The 15,021-nt window shown below is 54.5% G+C and carries 15 protein-coding genes; 10 read left to right on the forward strand and 5 right to left on the reverse strand.

Annotated features, from left to right (window positions below; genetic code table 11):
- The first annotated feature begins 74 nt into the window (after window positions 1–74).
- Entirely contained in the window at window positions 75–584 is a 510-nt protein-coding gene (locus ACTID9_RS24620; protein WP_441067653.1) for a cupin domain-containing protein, read from the forward strand.
- A gap of 247 nt (window positions 585–831) precedes the next feature.
- Window positions 832–1,053 (forward strand): hypothetical protein, encoded by a 222-nt coding sequence (locus ACTID9_RS24625; protein WP_441072727.1) that lies wholly within the window; start codon window positions 832–834, stop codon window positions 1,051–1,053.
- A 95-nt stretch (window positions 1,054–1,148) separates the two neighbouring features.
- On the opposite strand, the gene ACTID9_RS24630 is transcribed toward ACTID9_RS24625, so the two are convergent.
- From ACTID9_RS24630 to ACTID9_RS24645, 4 genes are all read right to left on the reverse strand, one after another.
- Window positions 1,149–2,930: an acyl-CoA dehydrogenase family protein gene (locus ACTID9_RS24630; protein WP_441067655.1), complete on the reverse strand. Its 1,782-nt coding sequence runs from the start codon at window positions 2,928–2,930 to the stop codon at window positions 1,149–1,151.
- Between the two features lie 22 nt (window positions 2,931–2,952).
- Window positions 2,953–4,134, reverse strand: a complete 1,182-nt coding sequence (locus tag ACTID9_RS24635) for an acetyl-CoA C-acyltransferase (protein WP_441067657.1) — start codon at window positions 4,132–4,134, stop codon at window positions 2,953–2,955.
- A 15-nt stretch (window positions 4,135–4,149) separates the two neighbouring features.
- A complete protein-coding gene (locus tag ACTID9_RS24640) occupies window positions 4,150–6,558 on the reverse strand; it encodes a 3-hydroxyacyl-CoA dehydrogenase NAD-binding domain-containing protein (RefSeq protein WP_441067659.1) in 2,409 nt (802 codons plus the stop codon).
- Between the two features lie 202 nt (window positions 6,559–6,760).
- Window positions 6,761–7,174 carry a hypothetical protein gene (locus tag ACTID9_RS24645; RefSeq protein WP_441067661.1) on the reverse strand — a complete coding sequence of 138 codons (414 nt, stop codon included), beginning with the start codon at window positions 7,172–7,174 and terminating at the stop codon, window positions 6,761–6,763.
- Between the two features lie 162 nt (window positions 7,175–7,336).
- Between ACTID9_RS24645 and ACTID9_RS24650 the strand changes: the two genes are divergently transcribed.
- The 8 genes from ACTID9_RS24650 to ACTID9_RS24685 all read left to right on the forward strand — a co-directional run bounded on the left by ACTID9_RS24650 (window position 7,337) and on the right by ACTID9_RS24685 (window position 14,195).
- Window positions 7,337–7,954: a DL-endopeptidase inhibitor IseA family protein gene (locus ACTID9_RS24650; protein WP_441067663.1), complete on the forward strand. Its 618-nt coding sequence runs from the start codon at window positions 7,337–7,339 to the stop codon at window positions 7,952–7,954.
- Window positions 7,955–8,329: 375 nt separating this feature from the next.
- Window positions 8,330–9,457, forward strand: a complete 1,128-nt coding sequence (gene proB, locus ACTID9_RS24655) for a glutamate 5-kinase (RefSeq protein WP_441067665.1) — start codon at window positions 8,330–8,332, stop codon at window positions 9,455–9,457.
- 50 nt (window positions 9,458–9,507) lie between these two features.
- Window positions 9,508–10,776, forward strand: coding sequence for a glutamate-5-semialdehyde dehydrogenase (locus ACTID9_RS24660; protein ID WP_441067667.1), 1,269 nt, complete (start codon window positions 9,508–9,510; stop codon window positions 10,774–10,776).
- Window positions 10,777–10,800: 24 nt separating this feature from the next.
- The gene (gene proC, locus ACTID9_RS24665) at window positions 10,801–11,661 is read left to right on the forward strand and encodes a pyrroline-5-carboxylate reductase (protein WP_441067669.1); all 861 of its coding nucleotides are present in this window, start codon (window positions 10,801–10,803) and stop codon (window positions 11,659–11,661) included.
- Between the two features lie 51 nt (window positions 11,662–11,712).
- Entirely contained in the window at window positions 11,713–12,522 is an 810-nt protein-coding gene (locus tag ACTID9_RS24670) for a hypothetical protein (RefSeq protein ID WP_441067671.1), read from the forward strand.
- A gap of 77 nt (window positions 12,523–12,599) precedes the next feature.
- Complete coding sequence (locus ACTID9_RS24675; RefSeq protein ID WP_441067673.1) at window positions 12,600–12,896, forward strand: ferritin-like domain-containing protein; 297 nt, start codon at window positions 12,600–12,602, stop codon at window positions 12,894–12,896.
- A 12-nt stretch (window positions 12,897–12,908) separates the two neighbouring features.
- Window positions 12,909–13,289, forward strand: coding sequence for a spore coat protein (locus ACTID9_RS24680; protein WP_441067675.1), 381 nt, complete (start codon window positions 12,909–12,911; stop codon window positions 13,287–13,289).
- A gap of 141 nt (window positions 13,290–13,430) precedes the next feature.
- Window positions 13,431–14,195: an SDR family oxidoreductase gene (locus ACTID9_RS24685; protein ID WP_441067677.1), complete on the forward strand. Its 765-nt coding sequence runs from the start codon at window positions 13,431–13,433 to the stop codon at window positions 14,193–14,195.
- Window positions 14,196–14,255: 60 nt separating this feature from the next.
- Here ACTID9_RS24685 and pyrH read toward each other — a convergent pair whose 3' ends face one another.
- The gene (gene pyrH / locus ACTID9_RS24690) at window positions 14,256–14,993 is read right to left on the reverse strand and encodes a UMP kinase (RefSeq protein WP_441067679.1); all 738 of its coding nucleotides are present in this window, start codon (window positions 14,991–14,993) and stop codon (window positions 14,256–14,258) included.
- Window positions 14,994–15,021 lie beyond the last annotated feature (28 nt).

Consider the following 15,021-nt stretch of genomic DNA (forward strand, 5'->3'; position numbering starts at 1 on the left):
GCCACAGTCACGCTTATCCCGGATAAGAATTTTTCAAACATTCTTATCTGTAAAATAAAAGGAGGTCTTCACCCATGGCAAAAGTACGTTTTCACGACAACAACGAGTATTTGACAGGTCAGGCAGTCGTCGATTTCCTCGCGACACAGGAAGTCATTTATGAACATTGGGGCGTTGACCGTCTGGACAACAACCTGCGCGACAACTACAGCCCGACTGAGGAAGAAAAACAAGCAATCCTCGATGCTTTCAAAGAGGAGATCGCCGACATCAGCGCGCGCCGCGACTACAAAACGGCTGACATCATCGTGCTTTCCGACCAGACCCCGAACCTGGACGCGCTGTTGGAAAAATTCAAAGGCGAACATCACCACACAGACGATGAATGCCGCTTCTGCGTAGACGGCCACGGTATTTTCGCCATCAAAGGCAAGGACGACCGTTATTTCGACGTTGAAATGGAACCGGGCGACTTGATCTCCGTACCATCCTACTATCGTCACTACTTCAAATTGATGGATGACCGCAAAATCAAAGCGATCCGCCTGTTCGTGACTCCAGCAGGTTGGGAAGCCATCTACTAATTCCGATCGCCAACAAAAAAAGGCTGTAACCTGCATAGGTTGACAGCCTTTTTGCATGCGCGCTCTACTCCGCATTTTACCGGGGCAATTCGTCCAGTCACGAATGCCCCTCCACTCATATCCATACAGTATACTTGGCGGGGAGGGAATCGACTTGTCCAGAAAGCGGAGAAAATGCTATGACCCATGCTCCTCATATTGCAGGCCACATCGCGAATCGCCCATACATGCATCATCATCGAAAAAAATCCAGCAGGTTCGCCATGGCGGACACGGCGGCTTTCACAGGGGTTTTCATGGAGGATTCGAGAGTGGACGCGGCTTTCACGACGGATTCCGCAGAGGATTCCGGGAATCACCGTTCTTTGAGCGCCACAGCCCCTTTTTCTTTGGCGGCTTCTATCCATACGTTCCGTACGGCTACCCGGATTATTACGAGAGCCCCTATTATTCATCCCCCTATTACTGATCCGTTCAGACGATCAAAAAGAGACGTTCCGCTCTCGACGGACGTCTCTTTTTTCCTTGCAGAACGTCATGGCCAATGCCACAGCTTCCGCCTTTTTACAGCACATACCCATCCGCTTCGATCACACGAGCTGCGATTTGGCGTTTCAACTGAATGGTGTTGACGGGATTTCTCCTTGTCAGCTTCTTCAAGATACCGAGGCGCATGCGCAGGTTGTCGCCTTCTTCCATTGCCGCCAACGCTTCCTTCGCCATCGCTTCCACCTTGTCGAACGAATCGCTGACAAACGCCACGGTCAAATCGAGCTTCGCCTGTGCAGCCGCCACGCCATTTTTGGCAATCGCCTTTTCCGTCCGCTTCACGACGCTGTCCATCGCGTACAGCTCTGACAGCATGTCGGCGGACAACGCCAAAAGCTCCTGCTCGCTGGACAGCGCCTGCTGGTATTTCATCAAGGCAGAGCCCGCGACCATCAGGATGATTTTTTTGGTCATGTCGATCAGATGCTTTTCCAAAGCCAATGGCGCATCCTCGATTTCGGACGGATAGTAGCTCATCAGCTCCTCCTGCAGCCCCATCGCAGCCTTCATCAATGGCAGCTCGCCCTTCATCGCCTTTTTCACCAGCATGTCGGGGATCAGCAAGCGGTTGATCTCATTGGTTCCCTCAAAAATCCGGTTGATCCGCGAATCGCGGTACAGCCCTTCGATTTCGTACTCGGACATGAAGCCGTAGCCGCCGTGAATTTGCACGCCTTCATCGACGCAATAATCAAGCACTTCGGAGCAAAACACCTTGTTAATCGAGCATTCGATCGCATAATCCGCGATCGCTTTCAGCGCCTCTTTCCCGTCTTCCACTTTTTCGCCCAAGGCCGAAAGCGCTGTCTCGAACATGCCGACGGTCCGGTAAACCGAGCTTTCCGCTGCATAAACCTTGATCGCCATATTCGCCAGCTTGTTTTGAATCAGCGAGAAGTTGGCGATCGGCGTTTTGAACTGCTTGCGCTCCTTCGCATAGGTGGTCGCCAGCTCCAGCGCGCGTTTGGCGGAACCGACCGCGCCCACCGCCAGCTTGTAGCGGCCGATATTCAAAATGTTGAACGCGATATGATGCCCCTTGCCCGGTTCCCCCAGCAAGTTTTCCACCGGAACCGGCACATCCTGCAAAATCACCGTGCGCGTAGACGAGCCTTTGATCCCCATCTTTTTCTCTTCCGCGCCGAAGGAAACGCCCGGGAAGTCGCGCTCCACGATGAAAGCAGTGAAATGCTCTCCATCGATTTTGGCGTACACCACGAACACGTCCGCGAATCCGGCATTGGTAATCCATTGCTTCTCGCCGTTCAGCACGTAATGCTTGCCGTCAGCGGACAGCTTTGCCGTTGTTTTTGCGCCCAATGCGTCCGAGCCGGAGCCAGGCTCCGTCAAGCAATAAGCGGCCAGTCGGCGTCCTGTCGCCAGATCGGGCAGATAGCGGCTTCGCTGGTCCTCATTGCCGAAATAAACGATCGGCAGCGACCCGATGCCCACGTGAGCGCCAAAGCTGATCGCAAAGCCGCGGCCGCGCGCGAACTTTTCCGTAATCAATGCCGAGCTGAGCTTGTCGAGGTTCAGCCCGTCGTATTTTTCCGGGACATCGACGCCCAGCAGGCCAAGCTCCCCCGCTTCTTTCAGCAGACGAACCGTAATGTCAAACTGATGGTGTTCGATCTGTTCCAGTTGAGGTACCACTTCATTCACGATAAAATCTTCCGTCGTTTTGGCAAACATTCTGTGCTCTTCCGTAAACTCCTCCGGGGTAAACACATCGTCATACGTGCCGGAATCAAGCAAAAAGCTGCCGCCGCGAATTACATTTTTGGTCGTCTCTGCCATCGTTCTTCTCTCCCTTTCTCGATTAATCGATCATTTCAAAAACGCCAGCAGCTCCCATACCGCCGCCAACGCACATCGTCACCAGACCGTATTTGCCGCCGCGACGTTTCAGTTCGCCTAGCATCGACACGGTCAATTTGGCACCCGAGCAGCCGAGCGGATGCCCAAGCGCGATCGCACCGCCGTTGACGTTGACGATGTCCGGGTTAAGCCCCAGTTCGCGGATGACGGCGACAGCCTGGGAAGCGAACGCTTCGTTCAGCTCAATCAAATCGATATCATCCTGCGTCAGACCCGCGATTTTGAGCGCTTTCGGAATGGCCACCACAGGGCCGATTCCCATCACATCGGGATCGACGCCGCCTGTTGCAAAAGAGCGGAATTTGGCAATCGGCTTGATTCCGAGCTGCGCCGCCTTGCTGGCTTCCATCACGATGACCGCGGCCCCGCCATCGCTCGTTTGCGAGGAGTTGCCGGCGGTCACCGAGCCTTTTACATGGAAAGCCGGCTTCAGCTTGGCGAGACCTTCCATCGATGTTTCGGGCCGCACACCCTCATCCGTATCAAACAGGTATTCCTTCACCCGCACATTTCCTTGTTCATCCACCTGCACGTTTTTGACCGGAAACGGCACGATCTCGTCTTTAAATTTGCCTGATGCAATCGCCGCCGCTGCCTTGCGGTGGCTTTCGACCGCAAAGGCGTCCTGGTCCTCGCGGGTTACCCCATATCGATTCGCCACCGCTTCCGCCGTATGGCCCATGCTATTGTACAAATCCGGCATCGTCTCCATCAGCGTCGGGTTAAACGCGAGTTTGTGTCCGGCCATCGGCAGCAAGCTCATGCTTTCCACACCGCCGGCGATCACGACGTCGGAGGAGCCGGCCAAAATCTGATGCGCCGCGTACGCGATCGACTGCAGGCCAGACGAGCAGAAACGGTTGATCGTAATGCCCGCCACGCTGGTCGGCAGCCCGGAGCGCATCGCGATCAGCCTGGCAAAATTCATCCCTTGCTCCGCTTCCGGCACCGCGTTGCCGATGATCACATCTTCCACCTGCGACGGGTCCAGCTGGGGCGTGCGGCGGAGCAATTCCTGAATGACCGCTGCTCCGTAATCGACCGGATGCGCATCTTTCAGGCTCCCCCGCTTCGCTTTGCCGACAGCGGTGCGCGCGCCGGCTACAATGACTGCCTCTCTCATATCCTCTCTCCTCCTTTAGTTGCGCAATGGCTTGCCTTTTGCCAGCATGTGCTGCATCCGCTGCTGTGATTTGGGCTGCTGCAGCAGCTCCAGGAACGCTTTCCGCTCCAACTCGAGAATGTAGCTCTCCGTCACCTCGGTGCCCGCCGGTACGCTGCCGCCTGACATGACGTACGCCACTTTCGACGCAACCAGCTCATCATGATCGCTGATATAGCCGGAAAGCTTCATCCCGCGAATGCTGGCCCGCAGGTTGGCATAGCCCGACTCGCCGATCACGCGGATTTTGCGCGGCGCTTGCGGCTTGTAGCCTTCCCGATCCATCGCAAGCACCAGCTGTTTCGCATCGTAGAGCAGATGATCCGGGTTGACGCTGACCTGGTCGTTTGCACGCATGTACCCCAGCTGTTTTGCCTCCTCGCCGCTTGTCGACACTTTTGCCATCGCGATGTTTTCAAAGGCGCGCGCGACGAACGGGAATGGATCAACCGGAACCGTCCCGCCCTCCGGTACATGCTCCATCGCGCGGAACAACAGCTCCTTCGTACCGCCGCCTGCCGGAAGCAGCCCGACGCCGACCTCGACCAAGCCCATGTACGTCTCCGGCGATGCCTGGATACGGTCCGCCAGATAGCAAACCTCCACACCCCCGCCCAATGTCATGCCGAACGGCGCTGCGACAACCGGGCGATGCATCGAACGGTACCGGGCCTGAAGCTTGTGAAAATTGCGAACAAGCAGGTCAAGCTCAAGCAGATTGTCGTCCTGCACTTCAAGCAGCGCCATTGCCAAATTCATGCCGACACAAAAGTTTTTGCCCTGATTGCCGATGACAAGCCCGGTAAAATTGCGCTCCACTTCATCTGCCGCATAATTGGCCAACTGCAAAATATCCATGCCGAGCGCGTTGTTGGGAGAGGTGAATTCCAGGCAGGCGACCCCATCGCCCAGATCGATCAGTGCGGCACCCGCATTTTTTTTGATCAGCTTGCCCTGTTCCTTCAAGGCTGCCAAATTGATTTTTTTGTCCGATTCCTCCACTTTTGCATAGCGTCCGCCGACAGTGAAAGCGTGGACCTCTCCCGCCGCTTTTTCGTAAAACGACGTTTTGCCGCTGGCGAGCAGCTCTTCCACCAACGGCGGAATGGTTTCGCCTTCCTCGCGCATCCGGGCCACCGACTTCTCCACCCCGATGGCATCCCATGTTTCAAACGGGCCCAGCTCCCAACCGAAGCCCCACTTGATCGCACGGTCGACGGAGACGATATCATCCGCAATTTCAGGCACGCGAGCCGCAGCGTAGAGCAGCACTTTTTTGAACGAATTCCACAAAAACTCGCTGCCGGGATCTTTTCCGTACACGAGCGTTTTCAGTTTTTCCGGAAGCCCTTTTGCGGTTTTGGCAGCGTCCAATGACGGGAACGACACCTTTTCGCGCGGGCGATATTCTAGTGTATTGGTATCAAGCGTCAAGATTTCCTTGCCTTGCGCGGTTTTCACCTGTTTATAAAAGCCTTGTCCCGTCTTTTGTCCCAGCCAGCGGTTTGCCACCAGCTGTTGCAGGAATGCCGGCAGCTCGAACATCTTCTGATCCTCGGGCTCCTTGCTGTTTTGGCGGACATTGGTGGCCACATGTGCGTATGTGTCCAGGCCGACCACATCAAACGTGCGGAACGTCGCGCTTTTCGGGCGGCCGATCACCGGGCCTGTCAGCGCATCCACTTCATCCACCGTAAGCCCGAGCCGGAGCATTTCATGCAGCGTGACCTGCATGCCGTATGTACCAATCCGGTTGGCGATGAAGTTGACCGTATCCTTGCACAGCACCGTGCCTTTGCCCAGCACGTTTTCCCCGAATTGCATCATGAAGGAAACAATCTCGGGCGATGTCGCATCGCTTGGGATAATCTCCAGAAGCTTCAGATAACGTGGGGGATTAAAAAAGTGCGTCCCGAGAAAATGCGCGGCGAACTCCGCGGAACGCCCCTTCACCATCGCATTGACGGAGATCCCGGACGTATTGGAGGAAACGATGGAACCTGGCTTGCGATGCGCCTCGACTAAGGCAAAAACATGCTTCTTCACATCAAGCTTTTCAACCACAACCTCAATGATCCAGTCTGCATCTCCCAAATACGATAGATGGTCTTCCAGATTGCCCACCGTGATCAGCTGCAAGTTTTCCTTAACCGCAAGCGGGGCCGGCTTCTCCTTCAGCAGCCGCTCCTTGCCCGTCTGGGCGATGCGATTGCGTACGGCGGGACTCTCCAGCGTCAAGCCATTTTTGGTTTCGTCCGGAGTCAGCTCTGTCGGCACGATGTCCAGCAGATACGTTGGAATCCCCACGTTTGCCAGATGCGCGGCAATGCCTGCACCCATCACGCCGGAGCCGATTACGGCAGCTTTGCGAATTTTGCGTTCCATCGAGTAATACCCTCCCTTTTCGCCTCATGAATGAATGGTCATTCATTATTTTTGGGTAAAAAAACATTCCACTCACTATCCAAGAGATCATTCAAAAAGATTCTTTTGCGGAAATTCGTGGAATGTTTGATTTTTTCCCGTTGGGTTTACCTTTACAAAAATATTGTAAACCAAAACAGATACTGCTGCAATCGTCTTTTCCTTACTGCTGCGGCACAAAGCTGCCATCGCGAAGCATCGTCAGCTCGCCCATGAAAAAGGCCGTATCATCGGATTCTTCCAGCTTGCCGCTCTCCTCAAGCGCTTCCAGTCGGCGCAAGAGCACGTTTGCGAAGTCCTGGATTGGCAGCGGATGCGCTTCCAGATCGTTCTCGTCCTTCACCTCTACGGACATCAGGCCTTCAATATAGGTAATGATATGGAATCCGCCGATTTCCCCAAGAAATTCCGGCTTGTTGTACTTCGATTTTTGCAGCTTTTCCAGCATGCTTACGATATCGTTGCCGACCACGCTTGGAAACGTCACTTGGTAGAAATGGCGCTTTCCTTCTTCCGTCTTGATGATCAGCATATCGTGTGAGTCCAATTTCTTGGCCTTTTTGCCCAATCCGAACATGATTTCCACCTCTACTAAGGATTCTCATTCTTTCCTATTCCATGATAGAGGACATTTTATCAACAAACAAGTCTATATGAGAGGAAATGATTAACTCGGTTAGTTTGGGCCGCTCTTTCACACCATAGGAAATACTACCATTCGGTGTGAGGAGGTCTGTTGATGAAACGGGTCATTGCGCTGCTCTCATTCCTTCTGCTCGTGGGATGCACGGGTGAACACGGAGAAATCAAGCTAAAAAGCATCACGAATCCGAAAAACCTGCATGAGAAAAAGAAAAAGGAAAAAGTATCCGCCATCGATAATCCGACGTATCACAAGCAAGATATGCTGCTGTTTTTGAATCGTGCGGAACGGGTCGTGGAGGACTTGCATTTCGCTGCCGCCTCCATGCCTGACGCCAAGACGGTCAAGGAGGATGGCGTCACCTATCGGCAGATGCCCAAGCATTTGGAAACGAAGGAAGCCATCATCAAACATATTTCCCGCTATTGGTCCAAACCGCTCGCCGAAAAAATATACAATCATCTGCACACGACCGTGGTGAAGGACAAGGTTTACATCGCCATCCCCTACCCTGACTTCCCCATGGTCATCTCCGGCAAAAACACGACGATCAAAAACGAAGGCAAGGACGTTGTCGCAGTCGTTACCGATGCGACGCTTCCGCAATTTGCAAGCGATCGGACCGTCACGTACCGGCTCGTAAAAGATAAAAAAACGCACAAATACGAGATCAGCAAACGGTCGGGCGCGTACAAAAAAGAAATTTTTGAATGATAAATGTTTCATGATCCCTTGACATAAAGATGCATCCTTCGGCATAATTACTAACTAAATAAACGGAACGCGTTGAAGGGAAATAGTAGAACCGTCCTTCTGGTCCAGAAAGTGAAATCCGTCGGCTGTGAGATTTCGCCCACGAACCGGTTTGAACCCATCCCTGAGGGCTAGGGATAACCTAGACAGGATTCTTTCCCCTGTTACCAAGGAAAGCGCTCTTGCTTGCATCGGAGCGAAAAGCTGGATGGCTGCTTATTTGGCATGCCGTCAAGTAAGGTGGTACCGCGAAAGTCAAACCCTTTCGTCCTTATACATGAGGACGGAAGGGTTTTTTTATTTTGATCTGCGCGGTGAAATATGGAGGTATGTGTCATGAAGAAGGCAAAGCAGCGTATCGTCGTTAAAGTAGGCAGCAGTTCATTGGCAGCAGCACAAGGCGGCTGCGATCCGGCCAAAATGTCCCGGCTTGTAGCCGCCATTTCCCTCCTGCGCAAGCAAGGGCACGAGATCGTTCTCGTCTCCTCGGGCGCGGTGGCGAGCGGCTACCGGATGCTCGGCTATCAGCAGCGACCGCGAACGCTCGTTGCCAAACAGGCAGCGGCCGCGATCGGCCAAAGCATGCTGATGCAAAAATACACCGACCTGTTTGCAGAGCACGACTGCACCATCGCGCAGATTTTGCTGACGCGCGGCGACTTTTCCGATCGCGAGCGGTATCAGCACGCATTCGAAACGCTCTCGCTCTTGCTCAGCAAAAAAGTCGTCCCGATCATCAACGAAAACGATACGGTGTCTGTGGCAGAGTTGACCTTTGGCGATAACGACATGCTGGGCGCATTGGTCGCCGGTTTGGTCCACGCCGACTTGTATATCATCCTGACCGATACGAACGGGCTGTACGACAAAGACCCGCGCAAGCACGAGGATGCAAGCCGCATCCCGTATCTCGAGAGCATCACGCCGGATATTGAGGCGCTCGCCGGAGACGCTGGCAGCCTTGGCACCGGCGGCATGCGCTCCAAGCTGATCGCCGCCAAGACGGCGCAAAGCCTGGGCTTGCCGAGCTTTATCGGGTGCATGACCGATGAAACCGATCTGCTCTCGATCGTCGCTGGCGAAGGAAACGGCACGTATGTCGGCTATCTTGAGGACATGGAGTCTTTGCCGTCCCTGCCGACCCGCAAGCAATGGATCGCCCTCCACTCCCCGACCAGCGGCCAAATTTACGTCGATTCCGGAGCGGCAGACGCGATTTTGCAAAACCAGCGCAGCTTGCTCATTGCCGGCATCAAAAACGTGACGGGCGACTTTTTGCAGGGTGATGTCGTGGAAGTCTTTACGGAGGACGAAACGCTCATCGGCCGTGGCATCAGCCGCTTTGACGCAAGTGCGCTGCGCTCGGTGCTTTCGCCGGAAGGCACGCTGCGGCGCAACGGTACTGTCATCCATCGGGATCAATGGGCATGTGCCCAAACCATCACGGCAACAAAGCGGTCATGACCGTTTTTCCATACTAGACAAAAAAAGAGCATTGAAGGGAGAAGAGAGAAATGAGTGAGATTCGAAACCAGGTAGAGAAACAGGCGCGCTTGGCCAAACAGGCTTCAAGACGGCTCGCCCAGCTGTCCCGTGAGGAAAAGGACGCTGCGCTGCTCGCGATCGCCCGCAAGCTTGATGAAGATCGCCAAACGATTCTTGCAGCAAACGCGGAGGATGTAGAGCAGGCGCGGGCTGCCGGTCAGCTGGACAGCTACCTTGATCGTCTGCGGCTCGATGACAAACGGATCGACGGGCTGATCGCCAGCCTGGAGGAAATGGTTGCCCTGACCGATCCGGTCGGCGAGACAATCGATGCCTGGACGCGACCAAACGGCATCGAGATCGAGCAAGTGCGCGTACCGCTCGGCGTGATCGGCATGGTCTATGAAGCTCGCCCGAACGTTACCGTAGACTCGGCCGCAATCGCGCTGAAAACCGGCAACGCCATCGTGCTGCGGGGCAGCCGCACCGCTCTCGCTTCCAATCAGGCGCTTGTCGCAAGCATCCGCCAGGCTCTCGAATCGCTGCATCTCCCTGCTGATGCCGTTCAGTATTTGGCGATCACCGCCCACGAATCGGTAGATGCGCTCTGCACGTTGAACGGTTTGATCGATGTGATCATTCCGCGCGGAGGCGCCGAGCTGATCAAGCGCGTCATCCGGACTTCCACCGTTGCGGTTTTGGAAACAGGCGTCGGCAACTGCCATATTTTTGTGGACGAAAGCGCAGCCTATCCAATGGCGGAAACGATCGCCATCAATGCAAAAACGAGCCGCCCTGCTGTCTGCAATTCCGCAGAGACGCTGCTGCTCCATGAAAACTGGCCGCACGCGCACCAGCAATCGCTGCTCAAGGCGCTTCATGAAGCTGGCGTCGAGCTTCGCGCATGTGAGCGGACCCGCAGCCTGCACCCGGAGCTGGCCTCCATCTTGAAAACAGCGGAGGAAGCCGATTTCGATGCAGAGTTCCTCGATCTGATCATCGCGGTCCGCACTGTCAAAGATTGCAGCGAAGCGATCGAACATATCGCCCTGCACGGTACGGCTCACTCTGAGGCCATCCTGACCGAAAACCAGGCCAATGCAGCCCGCTTCCTCCGCGAAGTCGACGCTGCTGCTGTTTACCATAACGCTTCTACCCGCTTTACCGATGGCGGAGAATTCGGATTTGGCGCCGAAATCGGCATCAGCACGCAAAAGCTGCATGCAAGAGGTCCGATGGGTCTGACGGCGCTGACCACATCCAAATATGTCATTCGCGGAAACGGACAAATCCGCTAACCCGCGCCCAAAGGAGGGATTACCATGGAATCGAAAAACACAATGCTTTCGCTTGCCCAAGCGTTCCATACGAAAACAATCAGCTTTCTCGGGGCAGGCTCGGTCGTCGAGGCAATCATCGGCGGCGTACTGCGCAACGAACTCGTCCCAGCTTCGCAAATCTACATCACCAATCGCAGCGATCAAGAACGGCTGCAATCGCTTTCGGATACGTTCGGCGTTCAGATCGAGCGCGACAAAAAGGCGCTGATCGAAAAAGCGGACATCCTCGTTTTGGCGATCAAACCGAAAGACGTGGCCGAAGCGTGCCAAAGTCTGCGCGGCCTGGTGCGCAAAGACCAATTGGTCATCTCGGTCATCGCCGGCGTGTCCACCGACTTTTTGCGCGAATGGCTCGGCGTCGAATGCGCGATTATTCGCACCATGCCGAACACTTCCTCCGCCATCGGACTCTCGACCACAGGCATGTCCCGCGGCCGTTTCGCAGATGAAGAGGACCTCGCGACTGCAAAGCACCTGTTCGAAGCGATCGGAACCGTTTATGCCCTGCCAGAAGAAGAACTCGACATCATCACCGGCTTGTCGGGCAGCGGCCCAGCCTATATTTATTACATGATTGAGGCAATGGAAAAGGCAGGCGTGGAAGCGGGCCTGAAACCGGAAATCGCCCGCCGTCTGACCGTGGAAACCGTCCTCGGTGCGGCCCAAATGCTTCTTACCACCAATGCGGAGCCTGCCCTGCTGCGCAAAAAGATCACCAGCCCGAACGGAACAACCCAAGCCGGCCTCGAGGTACTGGATTCGTTTTCGTTCCAGGAAGCCGTCGTTTCCGCCGTGCTTCGGGCAACCGAACGATCACGGGAGCTTGGCGCGCAATTCAACTAAACCTGTAGTATACTTGGGCTAGTCAATTTTTATGCGAGGAGGGTGCAAGCCATGAAGCTGTATGCATTGTACGGAACAAGCGGCACCGGCAAAAGTACGATCGCCCTCCGGCTGGCCCATCAGTTGAATGTCGATGCCATCATCGATGACGGCATCTTGATCAGCCAAGGCCGCAAAGTGGCAGGCGTCTCCGCCAAGTATGAGAAAACAAAAATCCAGGCCGTCAAGCGCGCGATTTTTTACTACCAGGAGCATGCGGCCGAGGTCAGAAAAGCGCTGCAGGACCATGCGTATGAGACGCTGCTCATACTCGGCACCTCACAGCGGATGATCCACCGGATTACCCGCGCCTTGCAGCTGACCGACCCGATCGAGTTCATTCCGATTGAAGATTTGAAAACGCCAGCCGAAATGGATGCGGCCCGCTATATGCGGGAGACGCAAGGCAGACATGTCATCCCGGTGCCCCGGGTCGAGATCGAGAAAGATTTTTTCCAAAAAATCATTTCCCATGCCCAGCAAATCCTCTCGCCGAAAAAAGAGGTGCTCGGCGAAACGACCGTGGTCCATCCGTCCTTCTCAGGCGGACGCATCCAGATTCACGAGCAGGTGCTGCGCAAAATCGTCCAGATTACGTGCCAACGCTTTGAACAAGTGAAACGCATTCATAAAACAACATACACGTTCCACGATCTACCCCGGCTCACCGTACAGCTGTCGCTTGGCGCAGCGCTGGGTGATGATCTGCTGTTGATCGTCGAGCAGTTGCAGCAAGCGCTGTACGACGAAACAAGCTATTGCCTCAATATCTCCCCTGCCAGCATCGATGTCCACATCGTTTCCCTGGAGTTGGCACCGTAGCGGGAGCATAATATCTCCTCCTTTGCAGACCCTATTCCTTGTACGCCATCTATGCGTGTGAAGGAGGATGAATGATTATGCCAGCAACACTGATCCCCCCTGTGCAACAAGCAGCCAATGTGCCGATTCCCACACCGCCGCGCGTGATTACGGGCAAAGACCTTGCCTATTTGAAGGATGCTCTCTCCTGGGAGCTGATGGCTTTTAAAAAATTCGCGTTTTATGCGCAGCAAGTCAAAGACCCGCAAGTAAAGCAGCAGCTCGATAAAGCGGGGCAAATGCATCAGCGCCACTACCAAAAATTGCTCACCCATCTGCAAGTGGATAACAACAGCGCCATGGCCAAAATCCCAAAACCGCAGACGATGCAATAAGGAGGGCGATGTATGATGATCAATCAACTGCTCAATCCAAACGGACAGCAACAGCAGCAGCAAAACCAAAACATCATTCAAAATCCGAAACCGCCCGGTGAGCCGCAAGTAAAAGGACCGGAGATGAACGACCGCGACTTCATCAACGATGGCCTTTCCACATGCAAATACTTGATGGAAGGGCTCAACATCGCGGCATGGGAATCCAGCCACCAGCAGCTGCACGCCGATTACCTCCAAATGCTGAACGAAACGCAGCAATGCGCTCGCGAGCTGTACAATACCATGTTCCAAAAAGGCTGGTACAAGCTGGAGGCTGTCGAACAGCAAAAGCTGCAGCAGGCCTATCAGCAATTCAACGGGTACTCGTCCCAATTCCCGTATCGCGGGTAGCCAACAAACCTATGTAAAAAGCCCCGAAGCCAAACGGGGCTTTTTTGCGCTTCGATCCCTCACGTATGGAATGAGAGAGCAACATTTCAAATATCCCCTCATGCTATAACTAACATAAATCACAGACAAGGAGATGAGAGCATGAGTAAATTGAATGGGAAAATCGCATTCGTAACCGGCGCCAGCAGGGGGATCGGCCGGGGTATCGCACTGCGCTTGGCGGAAGAAGGCGCACTGGTCGCCGTGCATTATGGGAAAAGGCAACATGACGCAGAGGAAGTTGTGCGGCAGATTGAAAAAAACGGAGGCTCCGCTTTCGCGATCGGTGCGGACCTGGTCACGCTTGGCGGCATACGCGATTTATATGCCGCATTGGATGAGACTCTTCGGGAACGAACCGGGGATAGTCGGTTTGACATTCTTGTGAATAACGCTGGCATCGGGCAAATATTGACCCTTCAGGAGGCCACGGAAGAGTCGTTTGATGAGGTGATGAGCATCAATGTCAAAGCCCCGCTTTTTGTCACCCAGCAGGCATTGCCTCGTCTCAAAGACGGCGGCCGCATCATCAACATATCGTCGTTTGTAACACGCGCAGCCTCCCCAAGCGTTTTCACCTACAGCGTATCAAAAGGGGCGATCAACACATTCACGCTAGCCTTGGCCAAACAGCTGGGAAGTCGAAACATAACCGTAAACGCGATCCTGCCTGGCATTATTAACACAGAAATGAATGCGGGTACGCTCCAAGATCCAAACGGCCAAAAATATGCCGCCAGCCTTTCTACCTTCAACCGTTGGGGAGAGCCGGAAGATGTAGCTGACATCGCTGCCTACCTTGCATCAGATGACAGTCGCTGGATCACCGGTCAATTGCTTGATGCAAGCGGCGGCTCTCATTTGTAACGACATCGGAGTCGCTAAAGCAAAAGCAGCTAACCTGTGCGTTAGCTGCTTGCGATATTTTTACGCCAGCTCCAGGTACGATTCCTGGCTGATCAGCGTTCCGATATTTTCTCCTTCACAAATCGCCTTCATCGAGCCTGGCTGGTCAAAATTGAAGACATGGATCGGCAGGCTGTAGTCGCGGGCCAAAATGAACGCAGACTGGTCCATGACTTTCAAATTATGCTGCAGGACATCATTGTAATGAAGCGATTTGTATTTGCGGGCGTCGGCATCGTATTTCGGATCGGCGCTCAACACCCCGTCGACACCTTGCTTCGCGACCAGCAGCGCCTGGCAGCCAACCTCGATCGCACGCTGTACAGACGGATAATCGGTGGTCACGTAAGGCTGTCCATTTCCCCCGGCAAAAATGACGATATACCCTTTTTCCAGATGATGGATTGCCCGCAGCCTGATGTACGGCTCCGCGACCGATGCCAGCGGAATCGCCGTCATGACACGGACTTCCTGCTCTGTTTTCGCCTTCAGAACGCCGCGCAGCATCAGGCTGTTGATGACCGTAGCCAACGTCCCGATATTATCGGCTTCGGCCCGCTCGATGCCCCAGTTTTCCGCCATATTGCCGCGAAAAATATTGCCGCCACCAATCACGACGCATACCTCGATCCCCATCTCCGCGACCGACATGATTTCCTTGGCAATATGCTCCAGACGCTCCGGTTCAAAGCCAAACTCGCTGTGCCCCGCAACAGCACCGCCGCTTAGTTTGATCAACACTCTCCTGTACCTGTTCATCCTGCGAACCCCCTTGCAAACTTGACTT

The sequence above is a fragment of the Brevibacillus fluminis genome (assembly GCF_052072235.1).
Lineage (GTDB): Bacteria > Bacillota > Bacilli > Brevibacillales > Brevibacillaceae > Brevibacillus_D > Brevibacillus_D fluminis_A.

What these genes read in the sequence shown, in the direction of transcription:
- ACTID9_RS24660 (WP_441067667.1), top strand. Translation starts at nt 9,508, where the DNA reads ATGAGTGAGATTCGAAACCAGGTAGAGAAACAGGCGCGCTTGGCCAAA.
- ACTID9_RS24620 (WP_441067653.1), top strand. Translation starts at nt 75, where the DNA reads ATGGCAAAAGTACGTTTTCACGACAACAACGAGTATTTGACAGGTCAG.
- pyrH (WP_441067679.1), bottom strand. Translation starts at nt 14,993, where the DNA reads ATGAACAGGTACAGGAGAGTGTTGATCAAACTAAGCGGCGGTGCTGTT.
- proB (WP_441067665.1), top strand. Translation starts at nt 8,330, where the DNA reads ATGAAGAAGGCAAAGCAGCGTATCGTCGTTAAAGTAGGCAGCAGTTCA.
- ACTID9_RS24670 (WP_441067671.1), top strand. Translation starts at nt 11,713, where the DNA reads ATGAAGCTGTATGCATTGTACGGAACAAGCGGCACCGGCAAAAGTACG.
- ACTID9_RS24630 (WP_441067655.1), bottom strand. Translation starts at nt 2,930, where the DNA reads ATGGCAGAGACGACCAAAAATGTAATTCGCGGCGGCAGCTTTTTGCTT.
- ACTID9_RS24650 (WP_441067663.1), top strand. Translation starts at nt 7,337, where the DNA reads ATGAAACGGGTCATTGCGCTGCTCTCATTCCTTCTGCTCGTGGGATGC.
- ACTID9_RS24635 (WP_441067657.1), bottom strand. Translation starts at nt 4,134, where the DNA reads ATGAGAGAGGCAGTCATTGTAGCCGGCGCGCGCACCGCTGTCGGCAAA.
- ACTID9_RS24675 (WP_441067673.1), top strand. Translation starts at nt 12,600, where the DNA reads ATGCCAGCAACACTGATCCCCCCTGTGCAACAAGCAGCCAATGTGCCG.
- ACTID9_RS24680 (WP_441067675.1), top strand. Translation starts at nt 12,909, where the DNA reads ATGATGATCAATCAACTGCTCAATCCAAACGGACAGCAACAGCAGCAG.
- ACTID9_RS24640 (WP_441067659.1), bottom strand. Translation starts at nt 6,558, where the DNA reads ATGGAACGCAAAATTCGCAAAGCTGCCGTAATCGGCTCCGGCGTGATG.
- ACTID9_RS24685 (WP_441067677.1), top strand. Translation starts at nt 13,431, where the DNA reads ATGAGTAAATTGAATGGGAAAATCGCATTCGTAACCGGCGCCAGCAGG.
- proC (WP_441067669.1), top strand. Translation starts at nt 10,801, where the DNA reads ATGGAATCGAAAAACACAATGCTTTCGCTTGCCCAAGCGTTCCATACG.
- ACTID9_RS24645 (WP_441067661.1), bottom strand. Translation starts at nt 7,174, where the DNA reads ATGTTCGGATTGGGCAAAAAGGCCAAGAAATTGGACTCACACGATATG.